The organism is Pseudomonas sp. L13 (genome assembly GCF_009935965.1).
Taxonomy (GTDB): Bacteria; Pseudomonadota; Gammaproteobacteria; order Pseudomonadales; family Pseudomonadaceae; genus Aquipseudomonas; species Aquipseudomonas lactis.
Genome location: NZ_QODJ01000006.1, coordinates 101,348 through 118,912 on the forward strand (window position 1 = coordinate 101,348; position 17,565 = coordinate 118,912).

At 59.1% G+C, this 17,565-nt stretch carries 13 protein-coding genes and 4 pseudogenes; 12 read left to right on the forward strand and 5 right to left on the reverse strand.

What is annotated here, in order from left to right; translation table 11 throughout:
- Window positions 1–213: 213 nt before the first annotated feature.
- The 8 genes from urtA to DK871_RS06075 all read left to right on the forward strand — a co-directional run bounded on the left by urtA (window position 214) and on the right by DK871_RS06075 (window position 7,916).
- Window positions 214–1,422, forward strand: a complete 1,209-nt coding sequence (urtA, locus tag DK871_RS06040; RefSeq protein ID WP_161904349.1) for an urea ABC transporter substrate-binding protein — start codon at window positions 214–216, stop codon at window positions 1,420–1,422.
- A gap of 161 nt (window positions 1,423–1,583) precedes the next feature.
- Complete coding sequence (urtB, locus tag DK871_RS06045) at window positions 1,584–2,501, forward strand: urea ABC transporter permease subunit UrtB (protein WP_161904350.1); 918 nt, start codon at window positions 1,584–1,586, stop codon at window positions 2,499–2,501.
- 10 nt (window positions 2,502–2,511) lie between these two features.
- Window positions 2,512–3,663 (forward strand): urea ABC transporter permease subunit UrtC, encoded by a 1,152-nt coding sequence (urtC, locus tag DK871_RS06050; protein WP_161904351.1) that lies wholly within the window; start codon window positions 2,512–2,514, stop codon window positions 3,661–3,663.
- Window positions 3,660–4,418: an urea ABC transporter ATP-binding protein UrtD gene (urtD, locus tag DK871_RS06055; protein ID WP_161904352.1), complete on the forward strand. Its 759-nt coding sequence runs from the start codon at window positions 3,660–3,662 to the stop codon at window positions 4,416–4,418. The genes urtC and urtD overlap by 4 nt, the downstream gene beginning before the upstream one ends.
- Window positions 4,419–4,428: 10 nt before the next feature.
- A complete protein-coding gene (urtE, locus tag DK871_RS06060; protein ID WP_161904353.1) occupies window positions 4,429–5,118 on the forward strand; it encodes an urea ABC transporter ATP-binding subunit UrtE in 690 nt (229 codons plus the stop codon).
- Between the two features lie 159 nt (window positions 5,119–5,277).
- Entirely contained in the window at window positions 5,278–6,507 is a 1,230-nt protein-coding gene (fmdA, locus tag DK871_RS06065; RefSeq protein WP_161904354.1) for a formamidase, read from the forward strand.
- A gap of 2 nt (window positions 6,508–6,509) precedes the next feature.
- Window positions 6,510–6,857: a zinc ribbon domain-containing protein gene (locus DK871_RS06070; protein WP_161904355.1), complete on the forward strand. Its 348-nt coding sequence runs from the start codon at window positions 6,510–6,512 to the stop codon at window positions 6,855–6,857.
- Window positions 6,858–6,872: 15 nt separating this feature from the next.
- A complete protein-coding gene (locus DK871_RS06075; protein ID WP_161904356.1) occupies window positions 6,873–7,916 on the forward strand; it encodes an aliphatic amidase in 1,044 nt (347 codons plus the stop codon).
- Between the two features lie 62 nt (window positions 7,917–7,978).
- On the opposite strand, the gene DK871_RS06080 is transcribed toward DK871_RS06075, so the two are convergent.
- The 3 genes and pseudogenes from DK871_RS06080 to DK871_RS06090 all read right to left on the reverse strand — a co-directional run.
- Window positions 7,979–9,097 carry a DUF1254 domain-containing protein gene (locus DK871_RS06080; protein WP_256677389.1) on the reverse strand — a complete coding sequence of 373 codons (1,119 nt, stop codon included), beginning with the start codon at window positions 9,095–9,097 and terminating at the stop codon, window positions 7,979–7,981.
- Window positions 9,098–9,378: 281 nt separating this feature from the next.
- A complete protein-coding gene (locus DK871_RS06085; protein WP_256677390.1) occupies window positions 9,379–10,146 on the reverse strand; it encodes a hypothetical protein in 768 nt (255 codons plus the stop codon).
- A gap of 339 nt (window positions 10,147–10,485) precedes the next feature.
- A pseudogene (locus DK871_RS06090) lies at window positions 10,486–10,836 on the reverse strand (transposase); the annotation flags it as partial.
- Window positions 10,837–10,839: 3 nt separating this feature from the next.
- Between DK871_RS06090 and DK871_RS06095 the strand changes: the two are divergent.
- The 4 genes and pseudogenes from DK871_RS06095 to DK871_RS06110 all read left to right on the forward strand — a co-directional run.
- Window positions 10,840–11,043 (forward strand): annotated as a pseudogene (locus DK871_RS06095) (ANTAR domain-containing protein); the annotation flags it as partial.
- Between the two features lie 138 nt (window positions 11,044–11,181).
- A pseudogene (locus tag DK871_RS06100) lies at window positions 11,182–12,575 on the forward strand (amidase family protein).
- 75 nt (window positions 12,576–12,650) lie between these two features.
- Window positions 12,651–13,232, forward strand: coding sequence for a HupE/UreJ family protein (locus DK871_RS06105; protein WP_161904358.1), 582 nt, complete (start codon window positions 12,651–12,653; stop codon window positions 13,230–13,232).
- Between the two features lie 462 nt (window positions 13,233–13,694).
- Window positions 13,695–14,328, forward strand: a pseudogene (locus tag DK871_RS06110) (integrase family protein); the annotation flags it as partial.
- 346 nt (window positions 14,329–14,674) lie between these two features.
- Here DK871_RS06110 and speB read toward each other — a convergent pair.
- Both speB and DK871_RS06120 read right to left on the reverse strand, forming a co-directional pair.
- Window positions 14,675–15,631 carry an agmatinase gene (gene speB, locus DK871_RS06115; RefSeq protein ID WP_161904359.1) on the reverse strand — a complete coding sequence of 319 codons (957 nt, stop codon included), beginning with the start codon at window positions 15,629–15,631 and terminating at the stop codon, window positions 14,675–14,677.
- 143 nt (window positions 15,632–15,774) lie between these two features.
- Window positions 15,775–17,484 (reverse strand): amidase, encoded by a 1,710-nt coding sequence (locus DK871_RS06120; RefSeq protein ID WP_161904360.1) that lies wholly within the window; start codon window positions 17,482–17,484, stop codon window positions 15,775–15,777.
- Between the last annotated feature and the right edge of the window lie 81 nt (window positions 17,485–17,565).

Sequence of the window (17,565 nt, forward strand, 5' to 3'; positions counted from 1 at the left end):
TGGGCCAGCCACTGGAGAGCTCGGCTGAGGTAATCGCTATCGCAGGCAAGCCAACTCCCACAGAGGGTTGTGATGTCTGTGGGGGCGCGATCCTGCCCTTAAACGGTGCGCGCCGGCATACGTCAAATGACGTACATCGTTACGTCAGGCTGCGTATACCCGCGCTGGACCACTGCCGCCATGCTGGAGCCCTCATTGCAGAGGAGTCGCCCCATGGAACCACGATTGATCCGCTCCAAACCGCTGTTGGCCTTGTCATTATTGGCGGCGACGCTGTTCAGCCAGGGCGTGCTGGCCGATAACGAAGGGCTGGCCGTGACCCTCACCGAAGTCACTGTCGGCCAGTTGCACTCGGCCACCGGCACCATGGCAATTTCCGAGACCGGCTCAATCCAGGCCGAGCGCCTGGCCATTGAGCAAATCAACGCATCGGGCGGGATATTGGGACGGCAGATCAAGGTGATCCAGGAAGATGGCGCCTCCGATTGGCCGACCTTCGCCGAAAAAGCCAAGAAACTGTTGGTCAACGACAAAGTTGCCGCCGTGTTCGGCTGCTGGACGTCGGCTTCACGTAAAGCCGTACTTCCGATCTTTGAGAAAGAAAACGGCCTGCTCTATTACCCGACCTTCTATGAAGGCCTGGAACAGTCGAAAAATGTGATCTACACCGGGCAGGAAGCCACCCAGCAAATCCTCGCCAGCCTCGACTGGATCGCCAAGACCAAAGGTGCCAAGACCTTCTACCTGGTCGGTTCCGACTATATCTGGCCGCGCACTTCGATGAAGATCGCACGCAAGCACATTGAAAACGTGCTGCACGGCACCGTGGTCGGCGAAGACTACTACCCGCTGGGCAACACCCAGTTCGGCTCGCTGATCAACAAGGTCAAGCTGAAAAAACCTGACGTGGTGTTCGCGGCGGTGGTGGGTGGCTCAAACGTGGCTTTCTATAAACAACTGAATGCGGCGGGTGTGAACTCGGCCAAGCAAACCCTGCTGACCCTGTCGGTAACTGAAGACGAACTGCTGGGCATCGGTGGCGAAAACATGGCCGGTTTCTATGCCTCGATGAAGTACTTCCAGAGCTTGGACAACCCCAACAACAAAGCTTTCGTTGATGCCTTCAAGGCCAAGTACGGCAAGGATGCGGTAATCGGCGACGTGACTCAGGCGGCCTATCTTGGCCCGTGGCTGTGGAAAGCTGCCGTGGAGAAGGCCGGCAGTTTCGACGTGGACAAAGTCGTCGCCGCAAGCCCCGGTATCGAACTGAGAACCGCGCCGGAAGGTTACGTGAAGATCCACGAGAACCATCACCTGTGGAGCAAGTCGCGCATCGGTGAAGTGCAGCCGAACGGCCAGTTCAAGGTGATCTACGAGTCGGACCTGATTGAGCCGAACCCGTTTCCAAAAGGCTACCAATAACTTAAGGCTGGCATTGATCTGAATGTGAGGGCTGGCTTGCCTGCGATTGTTTCACCTCGGTGCAACGGTACGACTTCAGTCGCCTGCATCGCAGGCAAGCCAGCTCCCACATAAAGCAGAGGCAGCTTGCCTTTCAACCTCCCGCTCAGGAGACCGTCATCATGGAATGGCTATCGGAATTTGGAGCCATCGCGGCGATGCAGGGGTTCAACGGCTTGTCCGTGTTCTGCGTGCTGTTGCTGATGGCATTGGGGCTGGCGATCATCTTTGGCCAGATGGGCGTGATCAACATGGCCCACGGTGAATTCCTGACCATCGGCGCCTACACCACCTACGTATGTTCCAGCCTCACCGCGCACTTTGCGCCCGGCTTGCAGCCCTATTACTTCTTTTTTGCCATTGCTTTGTCGTTCCTGGTTGCCGGCGCCGTCGGTTGGCTGGTGGAGTGGGCAATGATCAGCCGCTTGTACAAGCGGCCGCTGGATACGCTGCTCGCCACCTGGGGCCTGTCCCTGGTGATGCAGCAAACCTTCCGCTCGGTGTTCGGCGCCCGTGAAGTCAGTGCCGAACCGCCGGCCTGGTTGATGGGCTCGGTCAACTTGACCGACGCCATCGAAATCCCGCGCAACGGCCTGTTCATGATGGGCCTGACCCTGCTGCTGACCGGCACGATTTTCCTGATGCTCTACCGTTCGCGCTGGGGCTTGCAGGTGCGCGCCACGGTGCAGAACCGCCTGATGAGCCGCGCGGTGGGCATCAATACGCGCAAGGTCGACCGCATGACATTTGCCCTGGGCTGCGGGGTGGCCGGGGTAGCGGGCGCGGCGTTCACCACCATTGGCTCCACGGGGCCGACGGCAGGTTCGCAGTATATCGTCGACACCTTTCTGGTGGTGGTGTTCGGCGGCGCGCAAAGCCTGTTCGGCACCATCGCCTCGGCGTTCGTGATTGCCCAGACCCAATCGTTGTCCGAGTTTTTCCTCAGTGGCTCGATGGCCAAGGTGCTGACCTTGTCCTCGGTGATTCTGATCCTGATGCTGCGCCCGCAAGGGTTGTTCTCCATCAAAGTGCGCAAGTAGAGGTGAGCAGATGAAGGCTTTAGACAAGCTGCTGGGCGGCCAGCAAAACCTGATCGGCATCCTGTTGCTGGCGTTGCTGGTCCTGGTGGTATTTCCCCTGACCCTGGATGCGTTCCGCCTGAATATGGTCGGCAAGTACCTCACCTACGCATTCGTCGCCGTGGGCTTGGTGCTGTGCTGGGGGTACGGCGGTATTCTCAGCCTGGGGCAGGGCGTGTTCTTTGGCGTGGGCGGCTACTGCATGGCGATGTTCCTCAAGCTGGAAGCCTCCGACCCGGAAAGTACCAAGATCCAATCCACCCGCGGCATTCCAGATTTCATGGACTGGAACCAGATCACCGAGCTGCCCTGGCTGTGGCAGCCGTTTCACAGTTTCAGCTTTACCCTGGTGGCGGTGATCGCGGTGCCTGTGCTGCTGGCCTTTATCATCGGCATGGCGTTGTTCAAGCGGCGCGTGGGCGATGTGTATTTCTCCATCGTCACCCAGGCGATTGCGCTGATCCTCACGGTGCTGATCGTTGGCCAGCAGGGCCTGACGGGGGGTGTCAACGGCATTACCGACCTCAAGACTCTGCTCGGCTGGGACCTGCGCACCGACAGCGCCAAGCTGGTCCTGTACTTCGTTAACGCCGGTTTGCTGTTTGGCTGCATCTTCATCGGCCGTTTTATCCTCGCCTCCAAGCTCGGCCGGCTGCTCATGGCGATGCGCGACAAGGAAGAGCGTGTGCGCTTTTCTGGCTATGACGTGGCTAGCTTCAAGATCTTCGTCTTCTGCATCGCTGCTGCGTTCTCGGCGGTGGGCGGTGCGATGTTCGCCTTGCAGGTGGGCTTTATGTCGCCGTCGTTCGTGGGCATCGTGCCGTCGATCGAGATGGTGATCTTCGCCGCGGTGGGCGGGCGCATGTCGCTGCTCGGCGCGGTATATGGTGCGTTGTTGGTGAACTACGGCAAGACGTATTTCTCCGAGTCCTTTCCGGAGCTGTGGCTGTACCTGATGGGCGGTTTGTTTATCGCGGTGGTCATGTACTTTCCCAACGGCCTGGCGGGGTTGTGGGAAAGCCATGGACGCCAGGCCCTGGCCAGGCTGTTGCGGCGCCAGCCCGAGGTAAAAGCCCCGGTCAAACCCAAGGCGAAAACCAAGCTCCTGGAGACCCAGCCATGACTGCCGTCGGCTTTGAAATGAAAAAACCGGTACTGGCCATTGAAGGCCTTACCGTGTCGTTCGACGGCTTCAAGGCGGTCGACAACCTCAACCTATATATCGACCGCAACGAAGTGCGCGTGGTAATCGGCCCCAACGGCGCCGGCAAGACCACCGTGCTCGACCTGATCTGCGGCAAGACCCGCGCCACCAGCGGCAGCATCCAGTTCGACGGCAAGGAGCTGACGAAGATGCGTGAATACAACATCGTCCGCGCAGGCGTGGGGCGCAAGTTCCAGAATCCTTCGATCTACGAAAACCTCACGGTGTTCGAAAACCTCGAAATGTCTTATCCGGCGGGGCGCAAGGTGTGGGGCGCGCTGTTTTTCAAGCGCAGTGCCCAGGTGATTGCGCGGGTGCAAGAGGTGGCGCGGGAGATCTTCCTGGGCGACTTGCTGCAACAGCAGGCCGACCTGCTGTCCCACGGGCAAAAGCAGTGGCTGGAGATTGGCATGTTGTTGATGCAAGACCCCGAGTTGTTGATGCTCGATGAGCCGGTGGCAGGCATGAGTGTGAGCGAGCGTGCGCAAACCGCCGAGTTGCTCAACCGCATCAGCCAGGGCCGTTCGGTGCTGGTGATCGAGCACGACATGGAGTTTGTCAAAAGCATTGCCCACAAAGTCACGGTGTTGCATCAGGGCAAGGTGCTGGCCGAGGGCAGCATGCAGTCGGTGCAAAGCAACCCTAAAGTCATCGAAGTGTATTTGGGCCACTGAGGAGCCGGGCATGTTCAAGATCGACCAGTTGTCCTGTGGCTACGGGCAGAGCCAGATCCTTCACGATTTGCACCTGCACGTGGCCAAGCGCGAGATTGTCGCGGTGATGGGCCGCAATGGCATGGGCAAGACCACCCTGTTCAAGAGCCTGATGGGTATCCTGCCGCAATGGCAAGGCCAAGTGAGCGTTGACGGGCAGGATGTGTCGGCCCTGGACACCCACCAGCGGGTCGAGCGTGGTATTGCCTATGTGCCCCAGGGCCGCATGATTTTCCCCAGCATGAGCGTGCTGGAAAACATCCAGACCGGTTTGCCGGCATCAGCGCGGGGCAAGGTGCCGGAGGACTTGTACGCATTGTTTCCAGTGCTGTACGACATGCAGTCGCGCAAGGGCGGCAACCTATCCGGCGGGCAGCAACAGCAACTGGCGATTGCCCGGGCGTTGGCGACCAACCCGAAGGTGTTGCTGCTGGATGAGCCGACGGAGGGGATCCAGCCCTCGATCATCAAGGACATTGCGCGCACGTTGAAGGAGATCCGCAACCTGCGCGACTTGACCATTGTGGTGTCGGAGCAGGTGTTGTCCTTTACCCTGGAAATCGCCGACCGTTTTCTGGTGATCGAAAAGGGGCGCTTTGTCATTGAAGAAACCCGCGATCGGGTAGATGAGGCGACGATAAGCCGCTACCTGTCCGTGTGAGCAACACCGTTCATATGTGGGAGCTGGCCAAAGCCAGCTCCCACTTTTTTTGACCCTGTCTTATTCCATTCTTTATACGTCATCCAACGTATTCCCCGTTTTCCCCCGCTCCCCGAGACTGGTTTCAACGCAGCAGACCATCCGCTCAGGAGCCAGCCCATGACCGATACGCTGATCAAAGTCGACCTTAACCAGCCCGTTACTGAAAACGAACAGATCCACAACCGCTGGCACCCTGATATCCCGATGGCGTGCTGGGTGAAGCCGGGCGATGATTTCATCCTGGAAACCTACGACTGGACCGCCGGTGCGATCAAGAACAACGACGACGCCAGCGATGTGCGTGACGTGGACCTTTCGACCGTGCATTACCTCTCAGGCCCGGTGGGCGTGCAGGGCGCCGAACCGGGCGACTTGCTGGTGGTGGACTTGCTCGATATCGGCGCCAGGGCCGATTCCCAATGGGGCTTCAACGGGTTCTTCTCGCGGCAGAACGGCGGTGGTTTTCTCACGGACCATTTTCCCAGTGCCCAAAAAGCAATCTGGGATTTCAAGGGCATGTTCACCCGCTCACGGCATATTCCGGGGGTGAATTTTGCCGGTTTGATCCACCCTGGCCTCATCGGTTGCCTGCCCGACCCGGTGATGCTCGCTGACTGGAACCGTCGCGAGCAGGAACTGATCGACACCCAGCCGACCCGCGTGCCGCCCCTGGCCAACCCACCGCTGGCCGCCACGGCACATATGGGCAAGCTGAAGGGCCAGGCCCGTGATGACGCCGCTGCCACGGGGGCACGCACGGTGCCGCCGCGCGAGCATGGCGGCAACTGCGACATCAAGGATCTGTCACGGGGGGCGAAGATTTTCTTCCCGGTCTACGTCAACGGCGCCGGACTGTCGGTGGGCGATTTGCACTTCAGCCAGGGCGACGGTGAAATCACCTTTTGCGGCGCTATTGAAATGGCCGGTTGGGTGCATATGAAAGTCGAGCTGATCAAGGGCGGCATGGCCAAGTATGGGATCAAGAACCCCGTGTTCAAGCCGAGCCCGATCACGCCCAATTACAAGAACTACCTGATCTTCGAAGGCATTTCGGTGGACGAGCAGGGCCAGCAGCACTATCTGGACGTCAATGTCGCCTACCGCCAGGCGTGCCTGAATGCGATCAACTACCTGACCAAGTTCGGTTACTCACCGGCCCAGGGCTATGCCTTGCTGGGTTCGGCACCGGTGCAGGGGCATATCAGTGGGGTGGTGGATATTCCCAATGCCTGTGCCACCTTGTGGTTGCCCACCGAGATCTTCGAGTTCGATATCAACCCCAACGCCAACGGCCCGACCCAATTCCTCGACGGCAGCATCGACCTGCCCATCGCCCCGGACCTGTAGCCATGCCGACCTACGAATACGCGTGTCAAACGTGCGGCACCTTCACGATGCTAAGGCCCATCGCCGAGCGCAACGAGCCCAGTTGCTGCCCTTACTGCGAAGGGGTAGGCGGGCAACTGCTGGTGTCGGCCCCGGCGCTGCAAACCTTGTCGAACCACCAGCGCAAGGCCATCACCGGCAACGAGCGCAGCGCCCACGCACCGCAAACCGTCGGCGAATACCAGGACAGCCGTCGGCACCCGGCCGGTTGCAGTTGCTGCGGCAGCAGCAAGCAAGTACTGCCGAGCAAGGCCAACCCGCTGGGCCTCAAGACCAGGACCGGGCCACGCCCGTGGATGATCAGCCACTAGACCAGGAGCATTGTTATGCGTCATGGCGATATTTCCAGCAGCCCCGACACCGTAGGGGTCGCGGTGGTGAACTACAAGATGCCGCGCCTTCACAGCAAGGCCCAGGTCATCGAAAACGCGAAGGCGATTGCCCAGATCATTGCCGGCATCAAGCAAGGCCTGCCCGGCATGGACCTGGTAGTGTTTCCCGAGTACAGCACCATGGGCATCATGTATGACCATGACGAGATGATGGCCACGGCTGCGAGTATTCCGGGTGAAGAAACCGCGATTTTCTCGGCGGCGTGTCGGCAGGCCAATACCTGGGGAGTGTTCTCCCTGACCGGCGAGCGCCACGAAGAGCATCCCTACAAGGCGCCCTACAACACCCTGGTGCTGATCAACAACCTTGGCGAGATCGTGCAGCGTTACCGAAAGTGCATCCCCTGGTGTCCCATTGAAGGTTGGTATCCCGGTGATCGCACGTATGTGTGCGACGGGCCCAAGGGCATGAAGATCAGCCTGATCATCTGCGACGACGGCAATTACCCGGAAATCTGGCGCGATTGCGCGATGACGGGCGCCGAGTTGATCGTGCGCTGCCAAGGCTATATGTACCCGGCCAAGGAGCAACAGGTGCAGATGTCCAAGAGCATGGCCTGGGCCAATAACTGCTATGTGGCAGTGGCCAATGCGGCGGGCTTCGATGGGGTGTATTCGTACTTTGGCCACTCGGCAATCATCGGGTTTGACGGGCGAACCCTGGGCGAGTGTGGCGAGGAGGAAATGGGCATTCAATATGCGCAACTGTCGGTGTCGCAGATTCGTGATGCGCGGGCCAATGACCAGTCGCAGAACCACCTGTTCAAGCTGTTGCACCGTGGCTACACCGGTATGCATGCCTCTGGCGACGGTGACAAGGGTGTGGCCGATTGCCCGTTCGAGTTCTACCGTACCTGGGTATTGGACGCGCAAAAGGCCCAGGAGAATGTCGAGAAAATCACCCGCAGTACAGTGGGCGTCGCCGATTGCCCGGTAGTGCAACTGCCCCATGCCGGCAAAGAGCAGGCAGCGGGGTAAGGCATGCGTTTTACCTTTGAACCGGGCCAAGTCATGGCTTTGCTGCGCAGCCGTATTGTCGGTCAGGACGCCGCAGTATGACAAGTATTTTCAATTAAGTCGGTTAAAGGATACCGATCTGCACCTGCAAGCCCGATTGAGTGGGTCATGCTCGCGGGGAGTGTCCTAATCTCAGAGTGGTCCATGCTACCTCTTGACAGATGCCAGATATCCAGGAATAGCCCAGCATTGTCTTGTCCACAGTCTTCCATGACTCCGCGTGCTCCTGAGATACTTCTGACGGTGTCAAGAGGAGTGACTTCGAACATAAATTTGCCATCGAGCCAATCGCCTTTCTCGTCGGTGTAAGAGCCGAGATAGGTCGGGCCCAGCCCAGGGGTCCTGGAGACCATGCCTTTGGTGTTTGTCACAGCGTCATAGAACCACGCACTGCGCTCCCACAGCTGATCGTAAAAGGCCACTCGCTGTGACGGCTCGGCAATGTTCAACACAGTGTCCCATTGACGGTCCGGCCAGTATTGAACACCCGGAAATCGCTTGGCGAAGGTGTTGGCCTTGGCGACAAGTTCGCCCATCTGGGCGCCTTGCTCCAGAGCCTTGCGCTGTGCCTCCGCGGGGTTGAACGGTTTATCCTTTTCGATCTCCAGACTGGCGAGCATTGCCATGTAGAACCGGTCACGTTCATTGACCGGCTCTTTTTGAATGATCTGATGCAAGCGTTCCCAGTACGCCATGCGCTTGGGCTGAGTTCCCGACCACGCTTTTCCTCCTGGGGTTAACAGATTGGTTCGGGTTGGTTGGGCGCGATTGGAGTAGGGGTACATTCTGAATTTCTCGACCAGCGCCTTGCCCTTGCCGGGGTCGGGGTCCAGCACGCGAAAGCCCACCAGGACATTCATCGTCTCTGACTTGGCGAGATAGTAGTCACCACTGTCCGCCGGTATGGCCGCGCCCGGAGGGAGCACAAGGTATTTGCCACCTTTGCCTTTATCAGGACCTGTCTCGCCCATATCGATGATTGCGCGCTGCCAGAAATCACCAACACCACCAGCGGTAGGCCCTGGCGGTAACTCAACCACCAGCGGGCCAGTTTCATTGAGATCAACAAAGCCGAGAATATAAGGTGTAGTTGCATTGGCGGTGATGACGCCGAGCTTGTCTTCGTAACTGTTGAGCACCATCAAATCGCCGCTTTTCGCGCCAAGCTTGTCGCGAAACTCCCCTTGCCATTGCGCATAGGACACCAACGGAAGCGCCCACAGATAAGCTTGTGTCGCTTGCTGGAAATCCAGTTCGGCATACAGCGAAGCGATAGAGGTGTGCGAGCAGGCAGCTGCCCCTCCATGGCGATCTTGCCAATTCGGGTATCGGGGGACGAAGAGTGCGTTCCCGTAGCGCAGCCTGCGACTAATGCAAGCAGGGAAAAACCAGCCCACCTAACAACTCCACGCATAGCCTGTCCTCATTTTCCGAAAGTGACATTGATGCCGGCAAAAAGAGTGAATTGCGGCAAACCATCGCCTTTGCGCTCGACTGTCCACTGAGGTTCAACAAAAGCGTTGAGGATATTGCTGCCGGATTTCCAGGCCTTGCCGACGCCCAGTCCGATGGGGATGAAGTGCGTGTCGTTCTTCAGGTCAAAGGTCCAGGTGCCGGTGGAGCGCAGGTACCAGCCTCTGGGCAGGTTATGGATGATGAATGGCTGGAAAGTGGTGGTCTCAACGTGCTGACGGTCGCTGTCACCTGCAAAGGAACTTTGGTATTGCACCAGCGCGCCGAACAATCCACGGGGCGAGGCGTCGATGGCCACGGCAGCCAGACCCGCCTGCCACTTGCCGGTGCCCAGTTCGTCCTGGATCGCCGTCGGGGCGGTAATCTGCGGGCCGACGCCTAGTTGTACACCTCCGGTTTTCAGCAAGAAGATATCGAAAAGGTTCAGGTCACCTATGCCGGTGCTGTAGCCATGACGCGGATCGGGGCGCGTACTGATCGGCAACGTGGCACGCAGAATTTGCGGGACGCCAATGAAGTCGCCCGCAGCGACCGGCAAGGTACCGCGCAGTAGCGCATCGTTGGTGTGCACGTTGGTGTCGTACAGTTTTGGCGTGTAATAGTCTTGCAGGTTGGCGCCGGGGGCGAGGTTTAACGGGTTATTGCTCTTGTTGGCGGTATCGGCATTGTCTGCATGAGCACTCATGGCGAGTGGCAACATCGTGATCAAAAACATCATCCGTTTAAAGCTGTTATTAGTCATGGCCCCAATCCTGTGTGCACCACTGATGGTTTTGTGACCATGCGCCAAAGCTCATAGGTCTCCATAAGAAGCTAGCAGAGGTCGGTCATTCGCCTAGGAATGCGGCTTGATTTTTAGAACCTAATACGTTCCAGGCGACGAACGTCCGCTCCTGGCCGATTCTGTTGAAAAAGTCGGATTTTCAGCTCGCCTGAACTCAGGCACGACCACCACCGGAGAACCTACTCACCACATTGAGTGGTTTTTCGGCCCTTCGTTGAGCTTTGCAGCTCGGTTAGTGGGTTGGTTTGAGGTTTTTGCTTCCTGCAGGCGCACCTATCCGGTAGCAAGTGGCCCTTGAGAGGTAAATTTGGCCAGATGTCGCAGGTTCTGCACCGCGGCGGCCAGCGTGAACTCGTCGGTCGCGCCACTCATGCCACGTAGCCGCAAGCGATCCAGTTTCAGGATGCGCTTGAGGTGAGCAAACAACATTTCGACCTTCTTACGCTCGTGGCGAGAGAGCTGATATGTCGGCGTCGCTGCGATGCGCCGAGCCACATCACGAGCGGCTTCATGGACGCTGCGAGCAATCTTGCGGAACGATGTGTTTGGGCAGCACTTGGCTTTCATCGGACAGGCAACGCAGTCGGTCTGCCGGGATCGGAAGATGATGGTGTTGGCTATGGTGGGCACGTCAAGCGCCTGGAAGCGCGCATGGCGGTCATGCGCACCGTGCAGCAGGCCAAAATAATCCTCATCGAAACCAAGGGCATGTCGGAGACCGATGCCTACAACGCGTTGCGAGCTCAAGCCATGGCCAAACGCGAACCGGTGGAAAAAATCGCCGAAGCGCTGGTCAAGGCCCACGAGTTGTTCCGACAAGCCTGTTCCTGAACAGCTTTTGAGCATCAAGCTTGTGATGGCTTGATCCTCTTCTGCGTGGACGTTTGCCATACGCCTCCCCTGGCAGGTATGGATCACCGCGTGGCGACCGGCGTGGACAATGGAGTCCTCCGGAGCGAGCCGTAACCTGTGCATTGGGCACGGGCGGCTTGAGCCAATGAACGCCCGATATCGGGTGGTTTTTAACGTCACTTGGAGAACACCATGTCCGTAAAACGCCCCAGCAAAGCCGATTTTTTGATTGCCGCCGAAGACCACGGTTATCACCTGACAGATAGCCAGATGGAGGCCTTCCTCAACCTGGCCGACGAAACGTTGAACTCCTACGAAGCCATCGATGCGCTGTACGCCGCCAACGTCGCGCAGCAAGCGCCTGAACGCGCATACACCAAAGCCGCCGAGGCAGACAACCTGCACGGCGCCTGGTACGTGAAAACCCGAATCGTCGGTGCGGCGCAAGGACCGTTGGCCGGCAAGACTGTGATCATCAAGGACAACGTGTCAGTGGCTGGCATCCCCATGGCTAACGGCTCATTGAGCCTGGACGGCATCGGAGGCGATCAGGGCGGTTCGATCCGAATGCCGTCGGCCTGGAGCGGCATCGTCGGGCACAAACCGACTTACGGCCTGGTGCCTTACACCGGCGCTTTTCCGATTGAGCGGACCATCGACCATGTGGGCCCGATGGCCAATAACGTGCGCGATGTTGCAATGATGCTCGACGTCATTGCGGGGGTCGACGGGCTTGATTCCCGGCAGAAAAATCCGCAAGCGGTCAACTGCCTCGCGACACTGGATCAGGGCGTTGCCGGCTTGAGAATCGGCTTGCTGCGAGAAGGTTTTGCTATCCCGGGGATGTCCGAGCCGCAGGTGGATGCGCTGGTCAAGGCGGCGGTCGCCCAGCTTGAAAGCCTGGGTGCCAGTGTCGGTGAAGCCAGTGCTCCGTGGCACGCGGGCGTGGCGCTGGATCTGTGGAACGTGATTGCCACCGACGGTGCGGCCTACCAGATGCTGCAGGGCAACGGTTATGGCATGAACGTGGACGGTTACTACGATCCGGACATCATGAGTTACTTCGGTGAGAAGCGCCGCGAACACGCCGATGCGTTGTCCAGCAGCGCCCGTGCAGTGGCGTTGACCGGTCACTACAGCCTGAAAAACCTGCACGGTGTTTATTACGCCAAGGCGCGGATGCTGGTACCGGAGCTGACCCGCCAGTACGACGAGGCATTTAAGGATTTGATGTATTGGTGATGCCCACCATGCCGTTCGTAGCCACGCTGTTGACCGCCCCGGATGCACCCATCGAGGAGTACGTGCACAGTGCACTGGACATGCTCGCCAATACCGCGCCGTTTGACCTGACGGGGCACCCCGCGACGTCAATCCCGGCGGGTCTTGCGGACGGCTTGTCGGTAGCCATGATGATCGTCGCCCCGCGTTTCCAGGACGCCCTCGCATTGCGCGTTGCCCAGGCCTACGAACACGCCCCTGGCGCATTCCCTAACCCCCCGGGGCTGTAAGCCTATTGTCTGCCCAGACGTTGACGAATACGTTCGCTGGCGACTGGGCTTCGTGACTGACCCAAGGAGCCTTTCATGCTGATAGCTCGATCTGCGCGGGTGATTTTTTGTATCGTTCTCTGTGGACTGCCGGCTTTGGCATTTGCCCATCCCGGCCATGATGAGTCAGGTCTGATGGCGGGTGTGGCTCATCCATTGACCGGGATCGACCACTTGTTGGCGATGTTTGCAGTGGGTTTGTGGGCTGCGCAACAGAAGGGTAGTGCCAGGTGGATGTTGCCGGTGGACTTTGTGGGCTGCATGTTATTGGGTGGTTTGTTGGGGTTTGACGGGTTTTCGGTGCCGTATCTGGAAAACGGTATTGCGGCCTCGGTACTTGCCTTGGGTTTGCTGGTTGCCGTAGCGGCGAGTCCTCCGATGCCAGTCAGTATCTTAATCACCGGGCTGGCCGGGCTGGTGCACGGCATTGCCCATGGTATTGAATTACCGCAGATGCCCAGCCCTGCGTGGTATGCCGTCGGGTTTGTCGCAGCAACATCTGCGCTGCACGCAACCGGCTATGGCTTGGCGCGATGGATGCCAGTCGGTGGCGCAATGCTCATTCGCACTGTCGGCCTGGTTTCGGCTGGCGCGGGTGTTCTGTTACTGGCGTGTTAAGTTCCTTTCTTAAGCTAGAGTACGCCAGCAGTACAACTCGCTAATGAGACCCGATTGGCTATGGGTAGAACCCGATAGCCTGGCTTGGAGTGTCCTTTTTTGTGCTCTTGATACCCATTAAAAATGAGTCCAGAATTGAGTCTTTTCCTGCTTCGGCAAGAAAAGAAACCCCTTAAATTTCAATGGGTCGGACGCCAGATGAGAGTCTCGTTTCCCGCTCCAAGCATTAAAGAAAAAGCCACTCTAACGAGTGGCTTTTTTTTGCCTGCGATTTAGGGGATAGACGCTTGGGAGTCCTTTTTTTGTTCTGCCGAGATCCATCGATAGCCACGGGTACATGGATTACTCCAGTCCAGAATCCAGTCCATTTACGGATGGCTTCGAAATCGGATTGTCGCGGGAGCCCTACGAGACATTCGCTGAGCATCTAGCCCTGAATTCAACCTTCAGGAGGCTAGGCCAATGGCTCTTTCAGACGCTGCCGTCCGGCATGCCAAGCCACCGGCAAAAAGTACACACTCGGCGATATTGGCGGCCTATCCGTGGCAGTGGGCGTCTCCGGCGGGCGTTCATGGCACTTTCATTATGTGTGGGCCGGCAAGCAAAAACGCATGTCCCTCGGCACCTATCCTGAAATCAGTTTGCGTGAGGCGCGTGCGCGTCGGGATGAAGCGCGCAAGTTATTGGCCCAAGGGGTCAACCCTCAAGCGCATCGACGGCATACCCCGTGAAGCCGATCGCATGGCGGAAGAAAACACCTTCAAAAGCACATTTGATAGCTGGGTGGCGCATCGTGCGTTGACCCTCAAGGAGGGCCGACAAAGCACGCTCTCTCAAATCCGCCGCATCTTTGACAAGGACGTGATGCCCACGCTGTCTACGGCGTTGCACGAGATTGGTTATCCAACGCCTTGGATTGATGCGCAGTTGTCTCACGCAGATCCGGACAAGACCAGTGCCACCTATAACCATGCTGAGTATGTCGAGCTGCTGTCGGCATATGATGCAAGATTGGGCCAATCGGCTGAATATGTTGGAGCAGGGCAATCTGGAGGCTGCCTGCACGCGTTTGACCGTTCGGTTGGAGGGAGTGCCGACGTTGGGTGAGGGGGTGGAGCTTGAGCTGCTGTAGCTCTTTCTGTGCCTGCCAGATAATTCGTTTACTTCGTGGCTGACTTGGCGTCGTCTTCGGCACCGGTAGGGACGGATTCGCACATTTTTCCTGCCGCTTATGTCTAGAGAATAATCAGGGAGAGCTATCGTACGCTGGCGTTTCAATCGATCTATAGCTGGCATCTCAAATGACGGATTTCGGCCAGAAGCGGTCGGTCATGATCGACTGCTATCGACCCTAAGCGGCCGGTGGGGACAGACAGAACCCGGCCAGTTGCTGTGATGAGAGCAACTGGTCGAAAAATGTCTGTAGTGTCCAGGCCACTGGTTTAGAGCTTATGCCGCGCGGCATACAGGCAGATCATCTCCATCGCCAATGCGGCCCCGGCAAGCGCAGTAATCTCGGCGTGGTCATAGGGCGGTGCTACCTCCACCACGTCCATGCCAATCAGGTTGATACCGCGCAGACCTCGCAGAATCGCCAAGGCCTGATGGCTCGATAGTCCACCGCAGACCGGCGTCCCCGTGCCCGGGGCAAATGCCGGGTCGAGGCAGTCGATATCGAAGGTGAGATAGACCGGATGGTCGCCAACGCGCGCCCGGATAATTTCCGCCAGTTCCTTGGTAGAGCGATCATGCACTTCACTGGCATTGAGCACCTGAAAGCCCATGACGTCGTCATTGGTCGTGCGCTGGCCAATCTGGATGGACCGTGCAGGATCAACCAGCCCTTCGCGGACGGCGTGATAGAACATCGAGCCGTGGTCGATGCGCTTGTCCTCGCCGTCGGACTCCAGGTCATGGTGCGCATCGAAATGGATCAAGGACAGCGGACCATACTTGGCCGCGTGAGCTTGCAGCAGCGGATAGCTGATGAAGTGATCGCCGCCCAGGGTCAGCATAGCGGTACCCGCCGCCAGGATACGCTCGGCATGGGTCCTGATCGCCGCAGGGGTCTGCTCCGGGGTGCCGTAATCGAAATAGCAATCGCCATAGTCGACACAAGCCAGCAGATCGAACGGGTCAAACTCCCAAGGCCAGTGACGCGCCCAGGCGGACTGTACCGATGCCTCGCGGATGGCCCGCGGTCCGAAGCGGCTGCCCGGCCGATTGCTGGTCGCGGTATCGAATGGTATGCCGCTGATGGCGATATCCACGCCACGCAAATCGCGGGTGTAGCGACGCCGCATAAAACTGGTGATACCCCCGTAGGTCGGTTCACCCTCGGTGCCATACAGGCTGTCACGCGTCATCGCCTGATCGATTATTGAATTGTCATTTAGCATAGGATTCTCAATGCGGGTTACTGAAGCTGACCCAGGCATGCATACGCTCACGCAGTGCTCGCTGGGGAAAGGTTGGTTTCTGTTACTCGGGCTTGCCGTGACTGGCAGAATTGGCGCTTTATCGCGCCAATCTCATTGCGGCTTCAGCCACCTGGCAAGGGTGGGGTTCGCACCGGGATCAAGCGTTTCGAACCGGTGGCTTCAAACGCCGACGCCAGGCGCAGCAGCGCTGAGTCGTCGTAGGCGCGACCGGCAAACGTCAGGCCGACGGGCATGCCGATGTCCGGCATCACGCCCATCGGCACGGTGACCGTTGGCACGCCGAGGTGACGGATGGCGAGATTGCCGTTGGCGACCCAGACGCCGTTGCTCCAGGCGATATCCGCTGATTGCGGATCGACATCGGCATTCGCCGGGCCCACGTCGGCGACCGCCGGGAAGATCACCGCGTCGAGCCCCAGCCGATCCATCCACTCTTCAAGATCGATACGCCGAGTCTGCTCCAGCCCGCGCAAGCCATCGGGCAGTGTGGTGATCTGATCCCATGGGGTGATGCCACGCTCGGCCATGCGCACGTATTCGTCCATGCCGATGGCCGGGCCATCTTCGCGGTCAGGCAGAGTGCCTGGGTCGTGCGGGAAAATTTGCGGGCCGTCGACGTCAGCCAGACGGTTCAGTCTGGGATTGTCGTTGGCCTGCAGGAAGTCATCGAATGCCCAGGCTGACAGGTCCCACAGTTCGTGATGGAGGAACTCTCTGGACACCAGGCCGCGGGTTAACACCGTCGGCGCCCCAGGTCGATCGCCCTCGCAATTGGAGATCAGTGGGAAGTCCGTCTCGACCACTTCGGCGCCGGCCGCTTCCAGAGTCTTTCGCGCGTTTTCCCAGAGGGCGATCACCGAGGCACGGGTATTGATCCGCTGGCCTGTCGCCCACCCGATACCCGGCGCTTCGCTGGTGCCCGCGTCGGGGTCGGCATTGATGTACATGCGCGGTACGCCCAAGCGCTTGCCAGCGAGTGCGGCGGGCCTTGCAATCAGTTCCAGGTAGGAGGCGGGACGCACCGAAGCGACGCTGGGGATCGGTACCCAAGGCTGCAAGCGCCACAAGTCGCCACGTTTGTCGGCGTCTTCGGCCACCACCACGTCGAGTACTTCGAGCAGGTCGGCCATGGTTCTGGCATAGGGCACGACCACATCCATGGTTGGCGTCAGTGGCCAGTTGCCGCGCACCGAGATCACTCCGCGCGACGGTGTATAGGCGCACAGACCGTTGTTTGAGGCCGGCCCGCGACCGCTCGACCAGGTTTCCTCAGCGAGGCCGAAGGCGGCGAAACTGGCAGCGGTGGCCGTGCCTGCGCCATTGGAGGAACCCGACGCGAAGGGTGCAGTGAGGTAGTCAGCGTTGTACGGGCTCTCGGCACGGCCATACACGCCGCGCTGCATGCCGCCATTGGCCATGGGCGGCATATTGGTCTTGCCCAGGCAGACCGCACCGGCGCCGCGCAAGCGCTCGATGGTGAACGCATCGCGATGGGCAACCAAGTTCTTGAAGGCCGGGCTGCCGGACGCCGCGGTCAGCCCTTTGATCAAGTAGCTGTCCTTGGCTGTGTAGGGAATACCATCGAGCGGGCCGAGGGTCTCACCACGGGCACGACGGGCGTCGGAGGCCTGCGCTTCTTCAAGCGCATTCGGGTTGCGCACAACCACTGCGTTGAGGGCGGTGGGTGTGTTGGGGCCGTCGTAGGCATCGATCCGTGAGAGATAGGCCTGGACCAGCTCAACTGCCGTGGTTCGGCCAGCTTCGAGGGCTGCGCGCAGCTCGGCAATGGAAACTTCGGTTACTTCAATCATGCTTTTACCAATGGCTACTGGGTCTGCAAGGTGACCAGATTGGCGCTGCGTGCCAGCGAAACCGCATCGGCCTTGTGCCTG